19 protein-coding genes are annotated in these 17,195 nt (G+C 74.3%); 8 read left to right on the plus strand and 11 right to left on the minus strand.

Annotated elements, in window-relative coordinates; all coding sequences use genetic code 11:
* Positions 1-42 precede the first annotated feature (42 nt).
* Positions 43-1,209: an NAD(P)/FAD-dependent oxidoreductase gene (locus tag ACQP2P_RS09325; protein WP_433614709.1), complete on the minus strand. Its 1,167-nt coding sequence runs from the start codon at positions 1,207-1,209 to the stop codon at positions 43-45.
* 121 nt (positions 1,210-1,330) lie between these two features.
* Between ACQP2P_RS09325 and ACQP2P_RS09330 the strand changes: the two genes are divergently transcribed.
* On the plus strand, positions 1,331-2,725 hold the full coding sequence (locus ACQP2P_RS09330) for an OFA family MFS transporter (protein WP_433614710.1): 1,395 nt from the start codon (positions 1,331-1,333) through the stop codon (positions 2,723-2,725).
* Positions 2,722-2,850, plus strand: a complete 129-nt coding sequence (locus ACQP2P_RS09335) for an MFS transporter small subunit (RefSeq protein ID WP_433614712.1) — start codon at positions 2,722-2,724, stop codon at positions 2,848-2,850. Before ACQP2P_RS09330 ends, ACQP2P_RS09335 begins: the two co-directional genes overlap by 4 nt.
* A gap of 35 nt (positions 2,851-2,885) precedes the next feature.
* Here ACQP2P_RS09335 and ACQP2P_RS09340 read toward each other — a convergent pair whose 3' ends face one another.
* Complete coding sequence (locus tag ACQP2P_RS09340; protein WP_433614714.1) at positions 2,886-3,488, minus strand: hypothetical protein; 603 nt, start codon at positions 3,486-3,488, stop codon at positions 2,886-2,888.
* A 97-nt stretch (positions 3,489-3,585) separates the two neighbouring features.
* Here ACQP2P_RS09340 and ACQP2P_RS09345 point away from each other — a divergent pair, with 97 nt between their 5' ends.
* On the plus strand, positions 3,586-4,446 hold the full coding sequence (locus tag ACQP2P_RS09345; protein ID WP_433614716.1) for an amidohydrolase family protein: 861 nt from the start codon (positions 3,586-3,588) through the stop codon (positions 4,444-4,446).
* On the opposite strand, the gene ACQP2P_RS09350 is transcribed toward ACQP2P_RS09345, so the two are convergent.
* From ACQP2P_RS09350 to ACQP2P_RS09360, 3 genes are read right to left on the minus strand one after another with little or no spacing between them, the layout of a single operon-like run.
* The gene (locus ACQP2P_RS09350) at positions 4,436-5,071 is read right to left on the minus strand and encodes a nucleoside/nucleotide kinase family protein (RefSeq protein ID WP_433614718.1); all 636 of its coding nucleotides are present in this window, start codon (positions 5,069-5,071) and stop codon (positions 4,436-4,438) included. The genes ACQP2P_RS09345 and ACQP2P_RS09350 overlap by 11 nt on opposite strands.
* Positions 5,068-5,856 (minus strand): SDR family oxidoreductase, encoded by a 789-nt coding sequence (locus tag ACQP2P_RS09355; RefSeq protein WP_433614720.1) that lies wholly within the window; start codon positions 5,854-5,856, stop codon positions 5,068-5,070. The genes ACQP2P_RS09350 and ACQP2P_RS09355 overlap by 4 nt, the downstream gene beginning before the upstream one ends.
* Entirely contained in the window at positions 5,853-6,821 is a 969-nt protein-coding gene (locus ACQP2P_RS09360; protein WP_433619068.1) for an LLM class F420-dependent oxidoreductase, read from the minus strand. The genes ACQP2P_RS09355 and ACQP2P_RS09360 overlap by 4 nt, the downstream gene beginning before the upstream one ends.
* Before the next feature lie 148 nt (positions 6,822-6,969).
* On the opposite strand from ACQP2P_RS09360, the gene ACQP2P_RS09365 reads away from it, so the two are divergent.
* On the plus strand, positions 6,970-7,176 hold the full coding sequence (locus tag ACQP2P_RS09365) for a hypothetical protein (protein ID WP_433085106.1): 207 nt from the start codon (positions 6,970-6,972) through the stop codon (positions 7,174-7,176).
* Between the two features lie 82 nt (positions 7,177-7,258).
* On the opposite strand, the gene ACQP2P_RS09370 is transcribed toward ACQP2P_RS09365, so the two are convergent.
* Both ACQP2P_RS09370 and ACQP2P_RS09375 read right to left on the minus strand, forming a co-directional pair.
* A complete protein-coding gene (locus tag ACQP2P_RS09370; protein WP_350615370.1) occupies positions 7,259-7,924 on the minus strand; it encodes a response regulator transcription factor in 666 nt (221 codons plus the stop codon).
* Positions 7,921-9,219: a sensor histidine kinase gene (locus ACQP2P_RS09375; RefSeq protein WP_433614722.1), complete on the minus strand. Its 1,299-nt coding sequence runs from the start codon at positions 9,217-9,219 to the stop codon at positions 7,921-7,923. Before ACQP2P_RS09375 ends, ACQP2P_RS09370 begins: the two co-directional genes overlap by 4 nt.
* A gap of 189 nt (positions 9,220-9,408) precedes the next feature.
* Here ACQP2P_RS09375 and ACQP2P_RS09380 point away from each other — a divergent pair, with 189 nt between their 5' ends.
* From ACQP2P_RS09380 to ACQP2P_RS09390, 3 genes are read left to right on the plus strand one after another with little or no spacing between them, the layout of a single operon-like run.
* Positions 9,409-9,918, plus strand: a complete 510-nt coding sequence (locus ACQP2P_RS09380; protein ID WP_433614724.1) for a DUF1707 domain-containing protein — start codon at positions 9,409-9,411, stop codon at positions 9,916-9,918.
* Between the two features lie 56 nt (positions 9,919-9,974).
* Positions 9,975-10,628 (plus strand): SDR family NAD(P)-dependent oxidoreductase, encoded by a 654-nt coding sequence (locus tag ACQP2P_RS09385; protein WP_433614726.1) that lies wholly within the window; start codon positions 9,975-9,977, stop codon positions 10,626-10,628.
* 43 nt (positions 10,629-10,671) lie between these two features.
* On the plus strand, positions 10,672-11,481 hold the full coding sequence (locus tag ACQP2P_RS09390) for a metal-dependent hydrolase (RefSeq protein ID WP_433614728.1): 810 nt from the start codon (positions 10,672-10,674) through the stop codon (positions 11,479-11,481).
* Positions 11,482-11,607: 126 nt separating this feature from the next.
* Here ACQP2P_RS09390 and ACQP2P_RS09395 read toward each other — a convergent pair whose 3' ends face one another.
* Positions 11,608-12,249, minus strand: coding sequence for a class I SAM-dependent methyltransferase family protein (locus tag ACQP2P_RS09395; RefSeq protein WP_433614730.1), 642 nt, complete (start codon positions 12,247-12,249; stop codon positions 11,608-11,610).
* Positions 12,250-12,425: 176 nt separating this feature from the next.
* On the opposite strand from ACQP2P_RS09395, the gene pth2 reads away from it, so the two are divergent.
* Positions 12,426-12,776, plus strand: a complete 351-nt coding sequence (gene pth2 / locus ACQP2P_RS09400) for a peptidyl-tRNA hydrolase Pth2 (RefSeq protein WP_350615380.1) — start codon at positions 12,426-12,428, stop codon at positions 12,774-12,776.
* 71 nt (positions 12,777-12,847) lie between these two features.
* Here pth2 and ACQP2P_RS09405 read toward each other — a convergent pair whose 3' ends face one another.
* From ACQP2P_RS09405 to ACQP2P_RS09415, 3 genes are all read right to left on the minus strand, one after another.
* Positions 12,848-13,732, minus strand: coding sequence for a DUF72 domain-containing protein (locus tag ACQP2P_RS09405; RefSeq protein ID WP_433614733.1), 885 nt, complete (start codon positions 13,730-13,732; stop codon positions 12,848-12,850).
* A 115-nt stretch (positions 13,733-13,847) separates the two neighbouring features.
* On the minus strand, positions 13,848-16,088 hold the full coding sequence (locus tag ACQP2P_RS09410; protein WP_433614735.1) for a DUF3488 and transglutaminase-like domain-containing protein: 2,241 nt from the start codon (positions 16,086-16,088) through the stop codon (positions 13,848-13,850).
* Complete coding sequence (locus tag ACQP2P_RS09415; RefSeq protein ID WP_433614737.1) at positions 16,085-17,194, minus strand: DUF58 domain-containing protein; 1,110 nt, start codon at positions 17,192-17,194, stop codon at positions 16,085-16,087. Before ACQP2P_RS09415 ends, ACQP2P_RS09410 begins: the two co-directional genes overlap by 4 nt.
* Position 17,195: the final 1 nt, after the last annotated feature.

The following is a 17,195-nucleotide window of genomic DNA, read 5'->3' on the forward strand; positions in this document are numbered from 1 at the left end:
GTCCACGGTGGCCCGCGCTCCGGCGCGGGCCACCGTGCTGTTTCAGTGCGTGGGCCCCAGGGTCGGCCACGGGTGCGGCGCCTGGGGGAGCGTGAACGTCTCGACCCCGGCGGGCGTGCGGCCCGAGCCGACCCAGTCGGCCAGCGCCGCGCCCGTCGCCGGGGCCATCATGATGCCGGTGGTGAAGTGGCCGCCGGCGAACCACGCGTTGGCGACGCCGGGCAGCCGGTCCACGACGGGCTGGCGCTGCTCGATCCGCGGGCGGAAGCAGCACCAGCGGTGGCTGATGCGCGCCCCGTCGGCGGCCGGCAGCAGCGTGGCCAGCGCCTTCGCCATCGGGTCGCTGACCTCGGGCCGGACGTCGGCGCTGTGGTCGCCCTCGTCGAAGGTGCCGCCGCAGACGACGCCGCCGCCCGGCAGCGGGGTGCCGCCGCCGTAGGGGCCGGCCAGGACACTGCCGAGGCGCCACGGGCCGGGGGAGATGGCGAGCATGTGGCCCTTGACCCAGCGCTGCGGTACACCGTGGTGCCACGGCGGCGGGACGAGCCCGGTGGCCACGATCAGCGCGCCGGGGGTGAGGTCGCCGGCCGTGGTGTGCACGGTGGCGACGCGGTCGCCGCGCACCGAGACGCCGAGCAGGCCGACGCCGGTGACCACCTGCCCGGCCCGGGCGGCGAGCGCGGCGGCGAGCCGGAGCGGGTCGACGGCGAGCTGGTCCTCGGCGAGCAGCGCGGCGGCGCCGTCGGGGAGGCGGACGTCGGGCTCCAGGGCCCGCACGTCGTCGTCGCCGAGCACCCGCAGGGCCGGGTCGCCGGGGTCCGGGACCGTCCCGGCCGGGCGGATGTCGAGCCAGCGGGTCGTGCGGATGCCGAGCGCGCCCTGCCATTCGGCGTCGAGGTCACGGTACAACTGCCGGCTCCGACGCCCGAACGCCACGAACCGCGGCTCGTCGGTGAGCACGTGCATGTCGGGGGCGATCGCGCCGCCGTTGCCGGAGGAGGCGCCCGGGGCGAGCCGCGGGGCGCGCTCGATCAGCACCACGCGCCCGAGGCCGGCGCGGCGGGCGAACACGGCGGCGGCCAGCCCGATCGCGCCGCCGCCGACCACCAGGACGTCGGGGCTGCGGTCCAGGTCCGGCGGGCGGCCGGGGGCGAGCAGGGCGCGCTCGTCCGCGGTGCGCCGATCGTCCCAGACAGTCACACGATCCACCGGGCAATTGTTCCTCAACTATGGCGACATTTGGATCACGACCTTGCTGATCAGAGGAAAGTTGCGCTGCAAGATAGACGTACTGCGATCTACACTGAGGTTCTGCCTCAGGAGGTGCCCGATGTCCCTGCTCTCGGCGCTCGACTCCAGGCACACGGTCGCGCCGGAGGGGTACAGCCGCTGGCTGATCCCGCCCGCGGCGCTCGCCGTGCACCTGTGCATCGGTCAGGCGTACGCCACCAGCGTCTACAAGAACTCGCTCATCGCCCACTTCGGCGCCAGCCAGACCGCGATCGGCATCATCTTCAGCATCGCCATCGTCATGCTCGGGCTGTCGGCCGCGCTCGGCGGCACCTGGGTCGAGCGCAACGGGCCCCGGAAGGCCATGTTCGTCTCGGCCTGCTTCTGGGCCGCGGGTTTCCTCGTCGCCGCGCTCGGGATCGGCACCGAACAGCTGTGGCTGGTGTACGTCGGATACGGCGTCCTCGGCGGCATCGGACTCGGCATCGGCTACATCTCGCCGGTCTCGACGCTGATCAAGTGGTTCCCGGACCGCCCCGGCCTCGCCACCGGCCTGGCGATCATGGGCTTCGGCGGCGGCGCGCTGATCGCCAGCCCGCTGTCGCGGCAGCTGCTGTCGCTCTACGACGCCGGCTACAACCCCGACGACGCCAAGTCCGTCGCCGGCGGCTCCGCCCTCGTCCTGCTGTTCGTCACGCTGGGGATCGGCTACTTCCTCGTCATGATGTTCGGCGTCCTCAACGTCCGCGTGCCCCGCGAGGGCTGGCGGCCCCCGGGCTTCGACCCCGCCTCGATCCGCGAGAAGCCGCTGGTCACGACGGCGAGCGTGAGCGCCGCCAACGCCCTGCGTACCCGCTCGTTCTGGCTGCTGTGGATCGTGCTGTTCTGCAACGTCACCGCCGGCATCGGCATCCTGGAGCAGGCCAGCCCCATGATCCAGGACTTCTTCCGGTCCGGGGGCGCCTCCGGCGTCAGCGTCGCGGCCGCCGCGGGCTTCGTCGGTGTCCTGTCGCTGTTCAACATGGCGGGCCGCTTCGCCTGGTCGGCCACTTCGGACGCGATCGGCCGCAAGCCCATCTACATGATCTACCTCGGCGTCGGCATGGTCCTCTACGCGCTGCTGGCCTCGGTCGGCCACACCGCCACGGCCCTGTTCGTCCTGCTCGCCGGGGTCATCCTGTCGTTCTACGGCGGCGGCTTCGCCACGGTCCCGGCCTACCTGCGCGACCTCTTCGGCACCTACCAGGTCGGTGCCATCCACGGCCGCCTGCTGACGGCCTGGTCGGCGGCGGGCGTGGCCGGCCCGCTGATCGTGAACGGCTTCCTGGACGCCCAGGGCAAGCCGGGCACCCTGACGGCGTCGGCGTACCAGCCGGCCCTGTTCACCATGGTCGGCGTCCTGGCCGTCGGCTTCATCGCGAATCTGCTGATCCGCCCGGTGCCGCAGCGTTTCCACGAGCCGGTCACCGCCGAACCGGAGAAGGTGGCGTCATGAGCGACCCGCGGCCCCGCACCGACGCACGGACGGCCCGCCTGGTGGTGAGCTGGGCCCTGGTGGCCCTCCTGCTCGGCTACGGCGTGATCGAGACCGTCATCACCGCCGCCAAGCTCTTCGGCTGACGTCCCCGGCCGCCGAGGCCCAGGCAGGGCAGGGTCTAGCCCTCGGCGGCCCGGCGGCGCCCCTGCTCGAAGAACGCCCCCAGATCCGGCAGCTCCCGCACCGGATGCGCGGCCCCGAACGGCATGTTCCAGAAGTCCCCGGTCCGCGCCCGCCACGGCCCGACGTACGCATACGGCTCCCCGATCGCCGAGTCCCCGGCCGACACCCCGTAGTTCACCTCGTCGAGCGAGATGCCGAGGTCGAAGTGCTCCGGCCACAGCACCGGCGTGGCCTGCGCGCTCAGCGCCCGCAGCGCCGCGTCGCCGGCGACGAACGCGGCCAGGATCTCCTCGGCCCGGTCGAGCACGAGCCAGTCGCCCGGGGCCGCGCCGGACCCGTCGGGATACAGCTCCGCCGGCGCCCCGGGCTCGACCCCCGCCTCGGCGGCGACCTCCCCGAGCGTGCGCCCGGCCAGCGCCACCCGCCGCTCGCCGCCGACCACCAGCGCGTCGGCGGTCACCCGCAGGTCGGGCGCGGCCACGGTGGCGAACCCGCCACCGACGATCCGCAGCCGGATGGTCCCGCTGGCCCGGTACTGCGGCCCGGCGAGGACGAGCTCCGCCAGCCCGTGCAGCGATCGTCGCGTCTCGTGCGTCACGGACCCATGATGCCTGCTCGCTGTCCGGCTCAACGCCGCCACCCCGCACCGGCGGTGCCCGGCGGTGGCGGGCCCGGGCGACCATAGACTTCGAGCCGTGACCCGAGCGCTGTTCGACGTGCACACCCACTTCCTGCCGCAGCGGATGCTGCGCAAGGTCTGGGCGTACTTCGACGAGGCCGGCCCGCTCGTCGGGCGGCCGTGGCCGATCCGCTACCGCGGCTCCGACGAGGAGCGGGTGGCCCTCCTGCGCGGGTTCGGGGTGCGGTACTTCACCGCGCTCGCGTACGCCCACCGCCCGGGCATGGCCGAGGACCTCAACGCGTGGACGATGGGCTTCGCGGCGCGCACGCCCGGGTGCCTGCCCAGCGCGACGTTCTTCCCGGAGCCGGGCGTGGCCGGATACGTCGAGCGGGCCGTCGCCGGCGGGGCCCGGGTGTTCAAGGTGCACCTGCAGGTCGGCGGCTACGACCCGCGGGAGGCCGTGCTCGACCCCGTGTGGGGCCGCCTCGCCGAGCTGCGGGTGCCGGTCGTCGTGCACGCCGGCTCCGGCCCGGTCGCGAACGGGTTCACCGGGCCGGAGCCGTTCGGCGAGGTGCTGCGGCGGCACCCGGGGCTCGTCGCGATCGTCGCGCACATGGGGGCGCCGGAGTACGCGGGGTTCCTCGGGCTGGCCGAGCGGCACCCCGGAGTACACCTGGACACCACCATGGTCTTCACCGACTTCTTCGGCGGCCCGCCCGCGCCGCTGCTGCCGCGGGTGCGGGAGCTGGGGCTCGCCGGGCGGGTGCTGCTCGGCAGCGACTTCCCCAACATCCCGTACCCGTACGGCCACCAGCTCGAGTCGCTCGAACGGCTCGGGCTCGGCGAGGACTGGCTCGCCGCGGTCTGCTGGGACAACGCCGCCCGCCTGTTCCCCGGCGTCGCGGACGACGGCGCCGCGGACGTCAGCGGGTGAGGATGAGGTCGGCCCGGTCGCGGGTGCCGGCGATCACCGCGGCGTTGCGCTCGTCGCTGCGCCGCACCCAGTCCTCGGCCTCGGGCAGGTCGAGGCCCTTGGCCAGCTGCCGGCGCACCAGCGACTCCTGGCGCACCGGGTCCGGCGCGTCGAGGTAGAGCACGAGGTCGACGAGCCCCCGCACGGACGCCCACGGGCCGTGGTCGAGCAGCAGGTAGTTGCCCTCCACGACGATCGCGCGCACGTCGGCGGGGACGGGGATGACGCCGCCGATCGACTCGTGCAGGGTGCGGCTGTAGCTCGGCGCGTAGACGAGCTCCTCGCCGGCCCGCAGGCGGCGCAGCAGGTGCACGAACCCGGCCGCGTCGAAGGTCTCCGGCGCGCCCTTGCGGTCGGCCAGGCCGAGGCGGTCGAGCTCCACATTGGACAGGTGGAAGCCATCCATCGGTACGGCCACACTGGACAGTCCCTCGTGGACGTTCAGCGCGCCGGACAACGCCGAGGACAGCGTGGACTTGCCGGCGGCGGGCGGGCCGCAGATGCCGATGATGGTGCGCCCCGCACGGCCCCGCACGAAGGGCGCGACCACCTCCAGGGCCGGCCGCAGCACGTCCGGCTGCCTCATGCGAGGCTGTCGCGCAGACCGCGCATGCCGTTGAGCCAGCGGTCGGTGTCCCCGGCGCGGTGCAGGTAGTACCGGGCGACCTCCGGGTGCGGCAGGATCAGGAACTTCTCCGCGTCCAGCCCGGCGACGACGGACTCGGCGACGGACTCGGCGGACAGCACCGCCCCGCCGGCCGCGGTCACCTTCGCGCCGATGTGGCCCTGCCCGAGACCGTCGCGCAGCATCGGCGTGTCCACGCCCTGCGGGCACAGCGCGCTGACCTTCACGCCCCGGCCGCCGTACGTGATCGACAGCCACTCCGCGAACGACACCGCCGCGTGCTTGGTCACCGTGTAGGGCGCGTCCCCGACGGCGGTCAGCAGCCCCGCGGCCGAGCAGGTGTGCAGCAGGTACCCGGAGCCGCGCTCGAGCATCGAGGGCAGGACGGCGCGGGCCGAGTACACGTGCGACATGACGTTCACCGCCCACGTGCGCGCCCAGGTCTCGGCGGACGCCTCCAGCCCGGCGCCGGTGATGATGCCCGCGTTCGCGCAGAACAGGTCGATGCGGTCGAAGCGCCCGAGCGTCTCCCCGACGAGCTCCGCGATCTGCTCCTCGCTGGTCACGTCGGCCTCGACCCCGACCGCCTCGCCGGGCAGCGACGCGGCGAGCGCGGACACGGCCGCCCCGTCGAGGTCGGCGAGCACCAGCGCGGCCGCCTGCTCCGCGGCGAACCGCCGGGCGAGCGCGGCCCCGATCCCACCGGCCGCGCCGGTGATGACCACGACCTTCCCGTCCACCTTCATGACCGCGCCCCCAGTTCCCGCAACGTGTCCAGGAGCGCGGTGGCGCCCCCGGCGGCCAGCTCCCGCGTCGGCAGCAGCGCGATCACCGGGGTGGTGACGCCCGCGGCCGCGTAGCGCTCGACGTGCGCCCGGCACTGCGCGGGCGAGCCGTGCACGATCAGCTCGTCCACGACCTTGTCCGGGATCGCGGCGAGCGCGCCCTTGCGGTCGCCGGTCGCCCACGCGTCCCACATCGGCTTGAGCACCTCGCCGCGCCCGAGCCAGCGGTGGAACGCCGCGTACGCGGGCACCGTCAGGTACGCCGCGATCAGCCGCCGCGCGGTCGCGCGCGCCTCGGCGGCGTCGCCGGTCGGGCACACGAAGATGCGCGCCGCGACCTCGAAGCCGTCGGGCGCGCCCGCCAGCTCGGCCCGCGCCTTCGCCACGTCCCCCACCGACAGCCAGTTGAGGACCGCACCGTCGGCCTCGGCCGCCGCCAGGCGCAGCATGCGCCCGCGAAGACCCGCCAGGAGCAGTTTCGGTGGTACCGCCGGTGGCCGCTCGAGCCGGAACCGGCGCACCGTGAAGGTGTCGAAGGTCCCGTCGACGAGCTCGCCGGCCAGCGCCGGGCGCAGGAACCGCAGGAGGTCCCGGCTGCGCTCGAACGGCCGGTCGAACTCGACCGCGTTCCAGTCGCCGACCACGACGGGCGACGACGCCCCGATGCCCAGCGCGACCCGCCCGGGCGCGGCCTCGGCGAGGGTGGCCGCCTGCATGGCGAGCAGGCCGGGCCCGCGGGTGAAGACGGGCACGATCGCGGTGCCGAGCCGCAGGCGGGGCGACCACGCGGAGGCGAGCGCCAGGGGGGTGAACGCGTCCGCGCCGTTGACCTCGGACGACCAGACGTCCGTGAACCCGAGATCCGGTAGCGTGGCGAGCAACGCAGCGTGATCGGGCAGTGGCATCCCGGTCAACGGGATCGTCAGCCCCCATTGGCTGTTCATGCGCCGATCATCTCCGCGAAACGGCCGATGTGGCAAGCAGAACGACGGACAACTCCGTCACCTCCCACGTTGCAGCCGGTAGGCACGCGACGTAGCCTGTCGCGGGTTTCATCGAGCGAAGGAGCACACCATGCTTGGTCTGGAAAAGAAGCTCATGAAGGAGTGGGAAGGCAAGAGCGCGCAGGAGCTCGCCGACGCCCCCGTCACCGTGATCGCCGGCGTGAGCGAGGGCGACGCCGAGAAGCTGCAGGCCGCCTTCAACATCAAGACCGTCCGCGACCTGGGCACGAACAAGTACTTCCGCTGGGCGCAGGGCATCGTCGCGCTCGCCGACTGACACACGCCCGGGTCACGACGGCCGCTCCCGATCGCGGGGGCGGCCGTTTCGTCGTCATCGCGAGCAACGGCCCGGACGCCGATCAGCCCAGCCAGCCCGGGCGGACCAGCCCGGCCTCGTAGGCGAAGACGACCAGCTGGGCACGGTCCCGGGCGCCGAGCTTGATCATCGCCCGGCTCACGTGGGTCTTCGCCGTCGCCGGGCTCACGTACAGCTTCGCGGCGATGTCCTCGTTGGACAGCCCGGCGCCGACCAGTGCCATGACCTCGCGTTCGCGGTCGGTCAGGGTGTCCAGCGACATCGGGGCCAGCGGCGCCCGGGAGCGGCTGGCGAACTCCTCGATCAGCCGGCGGGTCACGCCGGGGGAGAGCAGGGCGTCGCCGCCCGCGACCGCGCGCACGCCGCGCAGGAGGTCCACCGGCTCGGTGTCCTTCACCAGGAACCCGCTCGCGCCCACCCGCAGCGCCTCGAAGACGTACTCGTCCAGGTCGAACGTGGTCAGGATGACGATGCGCACGTCGGCGAGGTCCGCGTCGGCGGCGATGCGGCGGGTCGCCTCCAGCCCGTCCAGCACCGGCATGCGGATGTCCATGAGCACCACGTCGGGCCGGGTCCGGGCGGTCAGCCGCACGGCCTCGGCGCCGTCCGCGGCCTCGCCCACGACCTCGATGTCGGCCTGCGCGTCGAGCAGCGCCCGGAAGCCGGCCCGCACCAGGGCCTGGTCGTCGGCGAGCAGCACCTTGATCACGTCGTCTCCTCGTCGCTCAGGGGAATGCTCGCGCGCACCTCGAAGCCGCCGCCCTCGCGCGGGCCGGCCTCGACCGAGCCGCCGAAGGTCGCCGCCCGGTGGCGCATGCCCGCGATGCCGTTGCCGCCCTCGCCGGCCGCCGCCGGGACGCCCGGCCCGTCGTCGGTCACGGTCAGCGTCAGCTCGCGCGGGGCGTAGGCGACGAGCACCGTCGCCGACGCGTCCGGGCCCGCGTGCCGGCGCACGTTGGTCAGGGCCTCCTGCACGATGCGGTACGCCGCCCGGTCGACCTGCGGCGGCAGCGCCCGCGCGGTGCCGACGGTGTCGAGGGTGACCGGCAGCCCGGCGCCCCGGGCCTCGCCGGCCAGGCGCTCCAGGTCGGCCAGGCCCGGCGCGGGCGTGCGCGGGGCCGCCTCGCCGGGGTTGAGGCCCGCCAGCACGGCCCGGGTCTCGCGCAGGGCCTCGGCGCTGGCGTGCTTGATGGCGCTCAGCGCCACGCGGGCCTGCTCGGGCTGCTCGTCCATGAGGTGCAGGCCCACCCCGGCCTGCACGTTGATCAGGGACAGGTGGTGGCCGATGACGTCGTGCAGCTCACGGGCGATCAGCAGGCGCTCGTCGCTGGCCTGGCGGCGGTGCTGCTCCTTGCGCGCCCGCTCCTCCTCGGCGCGGGCCAGGGCCTCCTGGTGGGCGCGGTCGCGGGCCATCTGGCGGTACCGCATCCCGCGCACGCGCGCCGCCTCGCCGAACACGGAGATGATCAGGCACCACACGCCGACGACCACGAGCCGCGCGACGGAGGCGTGCGGGGCCACCAGCACGACGAAGCTGGTGTACGCCACGATCACCGACAGCCACGTGAGCCAGCGGAACCCGGCGTTGAGTGCCCAGAACACGGCCACGAGCGCGGCGATGAAGCCCGGCCCGTTCGGGTACAGCTGCGAGAAATAGGCGACCGTCGCCGCGAGGGCGCCGGCCAGCGCGAACAGCGGCAGCCGGTGGCGCAACAGCAGCGCCGCCGGTCCGGCGATCAGCAGGAGGTACCCGGTCTCGTCCAGGGGGTGCCCCGTCGAGCCGTAGGCGGCGGCGCGGGTGCCGAAGACCTGCACGAGCGCGAGGAAGATCGCCAGCGGCACGACGTGCGGGCCGCGGAACCGGTTCGCCCGGCGGCGGTCGATCCGCTCCTCGAAACGCTTGAACTTGCGCTCGAGGCGCTCGGCCCGCCGCTCGTGCGCCCAGTGCGCCCGCTCGCGCGCCCAGTGGGCTCGCCGCTCGTCCGCCCGGTGCGCTCTGCTCACAGCTCAAACCGTAGTGGAGCCGGTTCACCTGCGGCATCGCCTTCCCGGCGCGGCGGGGTCTACTCCCGCGGGAGTACGTGCCCGGTGCGGCTGCGCCGCCGGCGGTACCGCACGAGCCGTCCCCGGTGCGACGCGCGCCCGGCCGCGGTTCGGCACGCTGGATCCCATCGACGGAAGGGGGCCGGGAACATGGCCGGCGAGAGGGTGCGCGCCTCGGACGAGGAGCGCGAACAGTACGCCAACATGGTGCGGGCCGGCATGACCGAGGGCCGGCTCACGCTCGAGGAGGGCGAGGAGCGGCTCGCCGCGGTGTACGCCACGAAGTTCCGCGACGAGCTGCCGCCGATCACCGCCGACCTGCCCGACGGGGGGCGGCGCGGGCTGTACGAGACCCCGGAGGCGAAGGAGCGGTTCGCGCGGGACGGCCGCCGGCACCTGTGGGGCCACGCGGGCTTCATCGCCGTGGTCGCGGCCGCGCTGACCGGGCTGTGGGCGCTGTCGGGCGCGCACTTCTTCTGGCCGGCGATCCCGCTCTTCTTCATGGTGTTCGGCCTGGCCAGGCATGCGCGCTGGCGGGCGTACGGCGGCCACCCGCGCTTCGGCCGGGGACCGTGGGGCCACCACGGGCACGGCCGGGGGGACTGGGGGCGTGGACCGTGGGGGGCCGCGTCGGACCGCCAGCAGGGCTGGAGCCGCTGACACCATCGGGGGCCGTCGTCGCCACGCGGCGGCCCCCCGACCCCGGGGAGGGCGTCGTGTTCGGATCATCCTTCGAGCTCAAGGGCCGGATCGCGGTCGTGCTGGGCGGCCCCGAGGGCGTCGCCGCGGCCGTCAGCCGGCTGCTGGCCGAGCGCGGCGCGCGGGTCGCCGTCGTCGGCGCGGACGAGTCGTCGCTGGCCGACCTGGTCGACGAGCTGCGCTGGAACGGCTCCGAGGCGGTGGGCATCGTCACCACGGGCCTGGAGCACGCCGATGCCGCGGCCATGGATGCGGTACGGCTCTCGGTCATGGGCGAGCTCGGCGCCCCCGAGCTGCTCTTCGTGCTGCCGTGCCCCCAAGGCACCGGAGGCTGGCAGCGCACCGTCGACAGTGGACTGACCGCCACCTTCCTGGCGCTGCAGGCGTTCGTGCCCGCCATGGCCGAGTCCGGCACCGGGGCGGTCGTCACGCTCGCGCCCGTCGGCACCGACCCGGCCACGAACGCGGTCGGCGGCGGTGTGACCGCCCTCACCCAGCACTACGCGCGGCTGTTCGCGCTCTGCGGCGTACGCGCGAATGTCGTGTCTTGGACACCTCGCGAGTCCACCGTCGACGACGCCGCCCATGCGGCCCTCTACCTGGCCTCGGACGCCGCCGCGCGCATGACGGCAACGACACTCGACGTGGCGGGCACATTGATGCGGCTGTAGATCCTATGTACGAATGACCGTCCACCTGGGATAGTCACTGCGCATGATGGGCTCCTCGCATGCGTTGTCCGGGGCGGCCGTCTGGTTGACGGGTTCGCTGGCGCTGGAGCAGCTCGCGCACTTCCACCAGACGCCGCTGCAGCTCGCCGTCGGCACCGCGATCTGCGCCGGCGGTGCCCTGCTGCCGGACCTGGACCTCTCCGGCCGCGTCACCACCCGCCAGGGCGGGGCGACGGTCGCGCACACGTTCGGCGTCTTCTCGCTGTTCCTCGCCGAGTGCATCGAGAAGTTCTCGCTCGGGGTCTACAAGATCACGCGCATGAAGTACGACCCGCCGCGGCGCAACGGCCACCGCACGCTCACGCACACGATCGTGTTCAACGTCGGCGTCGGCTACGGCACGCTCGCCCTCTGCCAGGCCTACGGCAAGTGGGCCGTCATGGGCGTCCTGTTCGTCGCGTTCGCGCTCGCCCTGCGCGGCCTGTTCGAGAAGTGGGCCGAGCGCGCGGGCTGGGTCATCGTGACGCTCGCCGCCGCGGGCGCGGCCTTCGTCGTCTACGAGCGGCTGCCCGGCGACCGCGGCTATCCGCTGCTCGGCGTGGCCGTCGGCGTGGGCGGGCTGGTCCATCTGCTCGGCGACATGGTCACCCGGCACGGCTCGCCGATCCTGTGGCCGATACCGACCGGCCGGCGCATGTGGCGCTGCTTCGGGCTGCCGCACCGGATCGCGCTGACCGCCGGCGACAAGACCGAGACCGTCTTCCTGCGCACCGTGTTCGCGACGGTCGCCATCTTCGCGGGCGCGGTGCTCGTGGCGCCGATCCTCATGCAGCGGTTGCACATAGCCCTGTGACCGGATCGTCTTCCTGCGCGCCGCCATCCAGCACTGCCGCACGAGACTCGGCGGTTGCTGCTCGGCCCGGGTCGCGGCCCGAGCCCGGTGACCGGCGCCCTGCGGACCTGCACGCTCCGGCTGCGCCTACACGACGAAGCTGAAGATCTTCCCGTTCGGCGCAGCGTCCTGCGGCTGTCCGTGGAACCGGTGCACGCCGACGCAGAACAGCGTGTCGTTCGGTGCGTGCAAGGCCGTCTCGTGGAAGCCGGCGTCGGCGAACCAACCGCGAACCGCCGCAGTGAGGTCAGGGGCGCGACGGGTCCTGGTCCAAATCACCGTCGCACCGGGCGCGCACAGCCGGGGCAACGCATCGATCGTCGCCCGCACGTCGTCGTCGCTGACGTTGCCCAGCACGCCGACGAGGAGGACCAGGTCCGCCGGGATCGCGGTTCGGTAGGCGGCGAAGTCACCGGCGTCGGCCCGGGTCACGCTGATCCCGGCGAGTCCGGCGGCAGCGATGCTTTCCCGGGCAGCGGCCACATTGCCCGGGTCGGACTCGATGAGCGCCGCCCGCACCCGGCCGGCGTCCGGTCGCTGGGCAAGAACGCCGATGAGGTCACGTCCCTGCCCCGCGCAGACGCTGACGACCTGGAGCGAGCGCTCCGGTCGCTCGTCAAGCCAGTCATTGATGTGCTGTTGCACGAGCCGCAGCCGCCGCGACAACGCCGATGTGTCGTCGGCATACGGCCGGTGCCAGTCGTGCCAGTCGATGCTGCCGGTCACCATGCCATGCTGTCATACCCGGCCGGGCGACACGCACAGACTTGGCAGGGCAGGCGGTTGCCCCTTGCCCCGTGACGAGACCGTTTCCTGCGCACCCGTGTTCGCCCCGGTCGGCGTGTCCGCGCGTGGGTGCTCGGGGCGCTCATCCTCATGCGGCGGTCTGCACATAGCCTTGTGGGATGAGCGAAACCCGGCTCGTCATCGTCATGCGCACCGATCTCGGCATGGGCAAGGGCAAGATGGCCGCCCAGGCCGCGCACGCCGCCGTCATCGCCGCGCTGCGCAACCAGTCCACGCCGGCCTTCGCGGACTGGTGGCGGGCGGGGCAGCCGAAGGTCGTGCTGAAGGTCGCGGACGAGGACACGCTGGGGCTCGTGGTCGCGGCGGCCGGGGAGGCGGGGCTGCCGGTCGAGGTCGTGCACGACGCGGGGCGCACGCAGGTGGCGGCCGGCACGGCGACGTGCTGCGCGATCGGCCCCGCGACGCACGACGCCCTGAGGCCGGTGACGGGTTCGCTCTCGCTGCTCTGAACGATCGTGCACAACCGCGCAGCCGACGGAGTCCTGGGCGAACGCGCAACGGGCGAAGGGCAGTGGAGGGGTCAGCTCGCTATGGTCAGGTTGACGCCCAGGAGCTCGGCCAGCCGGGCGCCGTCGCGCTGGGCCTGGCCCGCGCAGCAGGTGTTCATCAGCACGTGCACCTCGTCCGCGTCGGTGCTCAGCAGGCGCAGGCGCTCCGCCCAGTCGGCCAGCTCGCGCTCCGAGTAGGCGTAGCGGAACTTCTCCTCCTTCGAGCCGCGCTCCCAGGCCGGGCTGTGCCCGTGGAAGCGCACGATCGCGGGGGAGGCGGTGACGGCCAGCACGGGAGGTACCGATGACGCAAACCCCTGCGGCATGTCCACCGCCACGAACGACGCGCCCGCGTGCTGGAGCCGCCGCAGGGTGTCCAGCGAGCGCCGGGCGTCGGCGAACCACGAGCCGTGCCGCAGCTCGACGGCGGGGTGGAGCGGGCGGCAGCGCGCGATCGTGTCCTCGATGCGGCTGATCGCGGCCTCGCCGTGCGCGAGCCACGGCGGGAACTGCAGGAGCACCGAGCCCAGGCGCGGGCGCAGCGGCTCGAGGGCCTCGTGGAACCGGCGCCACAGGGCGTCGAGCGTGCCCGCCGGCAGGCCGGAGCGGCGGATCGAGCCGGTGGCGCCCTCGGGCCGCAGGTCCGCCGGCAGCGCGCGCACCTGGGTCGGGTGGCCGGTCAGCAGCGAGAACGCCTTCACGTTGAAGGTGAAGCCCGGTGGGGTCGCGGCGGTCCAGGCGGCGGTGACCTCCGGGGCCGGGATGGCGTAGTAGCTCGTGTCGGCCTCGACGATGTCGAACCGGCTCGCGTAGTGGGCGAGGCGCTGCGCGGGGGTGCGCGCCGCGCGCGGGTACCAGCCGGACGCGAGCAGCTGCCGGTCCGCCCAGGACGCTGTGCCGAGTCGAATCACACCCATGTTATTCATGGGAACGCCGGACGGGTCCGGCGGCAAGTCGAGGGCGGGCTCAGCGGGTGGGTCGAAAGCCCACGTGGGAACGCCGGACGGGTCCGGCGGCGAGTCGAGGGCGGGGTCAGCGGCGCCGGTGCCAGCGCAGCGGGCGCGGGTCGAAGGTCCACAGCAGGCGCCGCCACCAGGGGCGGCGTGAGCGTAGATCGTCGACGTAGGCCGTCGCCTGGGCCGTGGCGCGGGCGGCCTGGGGCTCGCCCGGGCCGGCCGTGGGGGTCGCGAACGCCACGGCGTTGACCAGCGTCGCCAGCTCGTCCACGGGCGGCACGGCGGGGCGCAGTCCGCGGCCCGGGGCGTGGGCGCGGGGCTCGGCGGCGCCGGCGGCGTAGCGGGCGATCTCGCCCGCGGTCAGGTGCGCCGGCGCCGGTCGTCCCGCCTGGCGCAGGCCGATGAGCACCTCGTGCCAGGCGGCGTCGATGCGCACCGCGGGCGGCCCCTCGGTGAAGCGGCGCCGGCGGCGGCGGGCCAGCACAACCGGTACCGCTGCCAGATAGGCGATGACGAGGACCAGCGCGGCCCCGGCGGCCGACACCGCGAGCAGCGTCGTGTGGTCCCCGGCCGCGGCGGCGGGGGCGGCGGAGGCGTGCGCGGAGGCCGACGGCGGCGCGCTGCCGTCGGCCGGCGGCGGCGGGACGGACGGGGGCGGCGGCTGCGACGGGGGCGCCTTGGGCTTGAAGTCGTCCTCCACCGGCCGCTGCACCGTGTCGGACTTCGGCAGCGGGTCGAACGCCACCCAGCCGAAGCCCTTGAACTCGACCTCGGGCCAGGCGACCGCGTCCGCCCCGCGGATGTCGCGCCGGCCCTGGTGCGTCTGGAAGCCCACAGCGACCCGCGTCGGCAGCCCGGCCAGCCGCGCGAGCACCGCGAACGCGGCGGTGAACTGCTCCGACGTGCCCTTCTGCCCGCCGAGCCGCTTGTTGCCGAAGAGGAAGTGCTCGACGTTGGGGTACGCGTGCCCGCTCGGCGCGTCCGAGACGAGCTTGTAGTGCTCCTCCAACCACTGCTGGATGGCGAAGGCGCGCTGGTACGGGTTGGAGACGCCCTCGCCGAGGTGGCTTCCGAGCTGCGCGATCGAGTCGGGCACCTTGCCCGGCAGCGCCAGGAACCGGGCCGCCTCCTGCGGCGCCGGGACCTCGGCGACGAGGAGCGCCTGGTCGTCGGGGCGCGGCTTCTGGCGGGAGGTGACCGTGTACGTCAGCCCCTTGCGCAGGCTGTCGGCGAGCGCGACGGTGCCGGTCTCGGCGTCGTAGGCCACGCGCACGCCCTCGACCCGCTCGGGGCTGGCGATCCCGGGCAGGAGCCGGCCGTCGAGCTCGTCGATGGTGATCGTCTGCGTGACCTCGGGGCCCTCGCCGCCGGAGCGGCCCAGCACGCGGCCGGCGTTGCGGTAGACGGAGCCGATCCGCCAGGTGATGCCGTCGTAGTCGTTGAGCACCGCGAGGCGGATGACGGGCTCCTGCTCGGCGCCCGGCCCGGGCGTGACGACGGCGTCGAAGAGGTGCTGGTCCTTGTTGAGGTTCCAGCCCGACAGCCGCACGAGCGGGTTCTCGTCGAGCGCGTCGAGCTGCGGCGGGGTGACGTAGTTGCGCGGGTCGACCGGGGTGTCGTTGCCCTGCTGGGCGACGGCCGGGCCGAGCAGCTGCGACAGCAGCACGATGACGGCGAGCCCGGCCGCCGCGCCCGCGCCCACCCGCAGGCCGAGCGTGCGGCGCTGGGCCCCGGTGAGCGTGTCGCCGCCCAGGTCCGGCCGTGCGCTCGCGATGAGCCCGAGGATCGCCAGGGCCGCGTACGCCATCGGGATCCACGTCGTCGCGCGGGCCGCGGTCGTGTCCGGGCCGACGAGGTAGAGCGCGGCCCCGAACAGCGCGGTGGGCGCGCTGTAGGAGAGCAGGACGCGGCGGTACCGCACCCCGGCCTCGGCCGCCGCGAGCCCCGCGAGCCAGGTCGCGATCACCGGCAGCAGCACGGTGTCCGGCTGCGGCTCGATCGGGATGAGCGCGGTGAGCAGGCGCGGGATGCTGTTGCGCAGGGCCTCCCGGGCGACGTCCGGCACGGCGCCCGGGATCTGCCCGGCCCGCGCGGAGACGAGCACGGTCACGTACACCATCACGGCCAGGCCGAGCACCGAGGCGGGCGCGGCCGTGTAGGCGGGCAGCCGGCGCACCGCGACGCTGATGAGCACCGAGGCGGCCGCGGCGATCGTGGTGAGCAGCGGCAGCAGGGTGCCGTTGTAGATCGGGGCCAGCGCGAGACCGCTCAGGACCAGCATGCCGAGCAGCGCCAGGGGCACGACGACGCGTCTCACCAGTGCTGCACCCCGTCCCAGGCCGCGGCGAACTCCTCGCCGTCGCGCACGGCCAGCACGACGATCCGCTCCAGGGCCGGACGGGCGTCGCCGAACACCCCGGCAACCAGCGTCGGGTAGGCGGTGCGCAGGGTGCTGACGCGGGTCAGGTCGGGGTCGCCGGTCAGGTAGACGAGCGTGTCGCCGACGCGCTGGGTGCGGAGCTCTTCGATGGAGTTATCGGACATTTCCGAAAAGTCCGCCTCGGCGAGCACGTCCAGGAAGTCGCGCGCCGAGGAGCCGGCGGCGCCGCGGCCCGACAGCAGCCGCAGGGCGATCGGGAGCTCGTCGCGGAAGGCGGCCATGACCAGGGAGGCCGCGGCCTCGCAGGCGGCCTCGAACCGCTCGGGATCCGGGTACGAGCCGCGGCGGTCATCGAGCAGCACCGCCAACCGGGGCAGTGACGTGTCCAGCTGCTCGCGCACCATCAGCTCGCCGACCTTCGCCGAGGTCCGCCAGTGCACCCGCCGCAGCTCGTCGCCGACGACGTACTCCCGCAGCGTGTCGAACGTGATCGTGCCGTGCGGCACCCGGTCGTCGCGCCCGTCGAGGGAGCGCGTGATGCCCGTCGGCACCGCGGTCAGGCGGTGCACGCGCGGGTACACCCACACCTGCGCCGTCCCCCCGTACCCGCGCGCCAGCGCCATCAGCCCGAGGGGGTCGCGGCGCACCACGCGCAACGGGCCGATGGCGACCACGCCGCGGCGGTCGGTGGGCACGGGATACTGCGCGGTCGTCTCGCCGCCGGCCTTCAGCCGCAGCAGCGGTACCGGCACCGACGCCGTCCCGCAGCGGTCGTGCGCGACCAGCGTGGCGCCCCGCAGGCGGCTGGTGTTGCCGACCGTCAGCGTCACCGTGCTCGACTCGCCGCGCATCACCCGGTCCGGCTCCACGCCGCGCGCGACGCTCAGCCGCGGGCGCCACCACACGTAGCCGGCCGCGAACAGCAGCGACGCGACGCCCGCGGTGCCGAGGACGACCAGGTGGCGGTACCCGAAGACGAGCCCGACGGCGAGCAGGACCACGGCCGCCGCGCACAGCCCGGCCCCGCGGGCGGTGAGGCGCACC

The sequence above is a fragment of the Dactylosporangium sp. CA-139114 genome, assembly GCF_050955725.1.
Lineage (GTDB): Bacteria > Actinomycetota > Actinomycetes > Mycobacteriales > Micromonosporaceae > Dactylosporangium.

What these genes read in the sequence shown, in the direction of transcription:
- ACQP2P_RS09335 (WP_433614712.1), top strand. Translation starts at nt 2,722, where the DNA reads ATGAGCGACCCGCGGCCCCGCACCGACGCACGGACGGCCCGCCTGGTG.
- ACQP2P_RS09380 (WP_433614724.1), top strand. Translation starts at nt 9,409, where the DNA reads ATGGCCGGCGAGAGGGTGCGCGCCTCGGACGAGGAGCGCGAACAGTAC.
- ACQP2P_RS09395 (WP_433614730.1), bottom strand. Translation starts at nt 12,249, where the DNA reads ATGGTGACCGGCAGCATCGACTGGCACGACTGGCACCGGCCGTATGCC.
- pth2 (WP_350615380.1), top strand. Translation starts at nt 12,426, where the DNA reads ATGAGCGAAACCCGGCTCGTCATCGTCATGCGCACCGATCTCGGCATG.
- ACQP2P_RS09350 (WP_433614718.1), bottom strand. Translation starts at nt 5,071, where the DNA reads ATGAGGCAGCCGGACGTGCTGCGGCCGGCCCTGGAGGTGGTCGCGCCC.
- ACQP2P_RS09390 (WP_433614728.1), top strand. Translation starts at nt 10,672, where the DNA reads ATGATGGGCTCCTCGCATGCGTTGTCCGGGGCGGCCGTCTGGTTGACG.
- ACQP2P_RS09330 (WP_433614710.1), top strand. Translation starts at nt 1,331, where the DNA reads ATGTCCCTGCTCTCGGCGCTCGACTCCAGGCACACGGTCGCGCCGGAG.
- ACQP2P_RS09405 (WP_433614733.1), bottom strand. Translation starts at nt 13,732, where the DNA reads ATGGGTGTGATTCGACTCGGCACAGCGTCCTGGGCGGACCGGCAGCTG.
- ACQP2P_RS09355 (WP_433614720.1), bottom strand. Translation starts at nt 5,856, where the DNA reads ATGAAGGTGGACGGGAAGGTCGTGGTCATCACCGGCGCGGCCGGTGGG.
- ACQP2P_RS09365 (WP_433085106.1), top strand. Translation starts at nt 6,970, where the DNA reads ATGCTTGGTCTGGAAAAGAAGCTCATGAAGGAGTGGGAAGGCAAGAGC.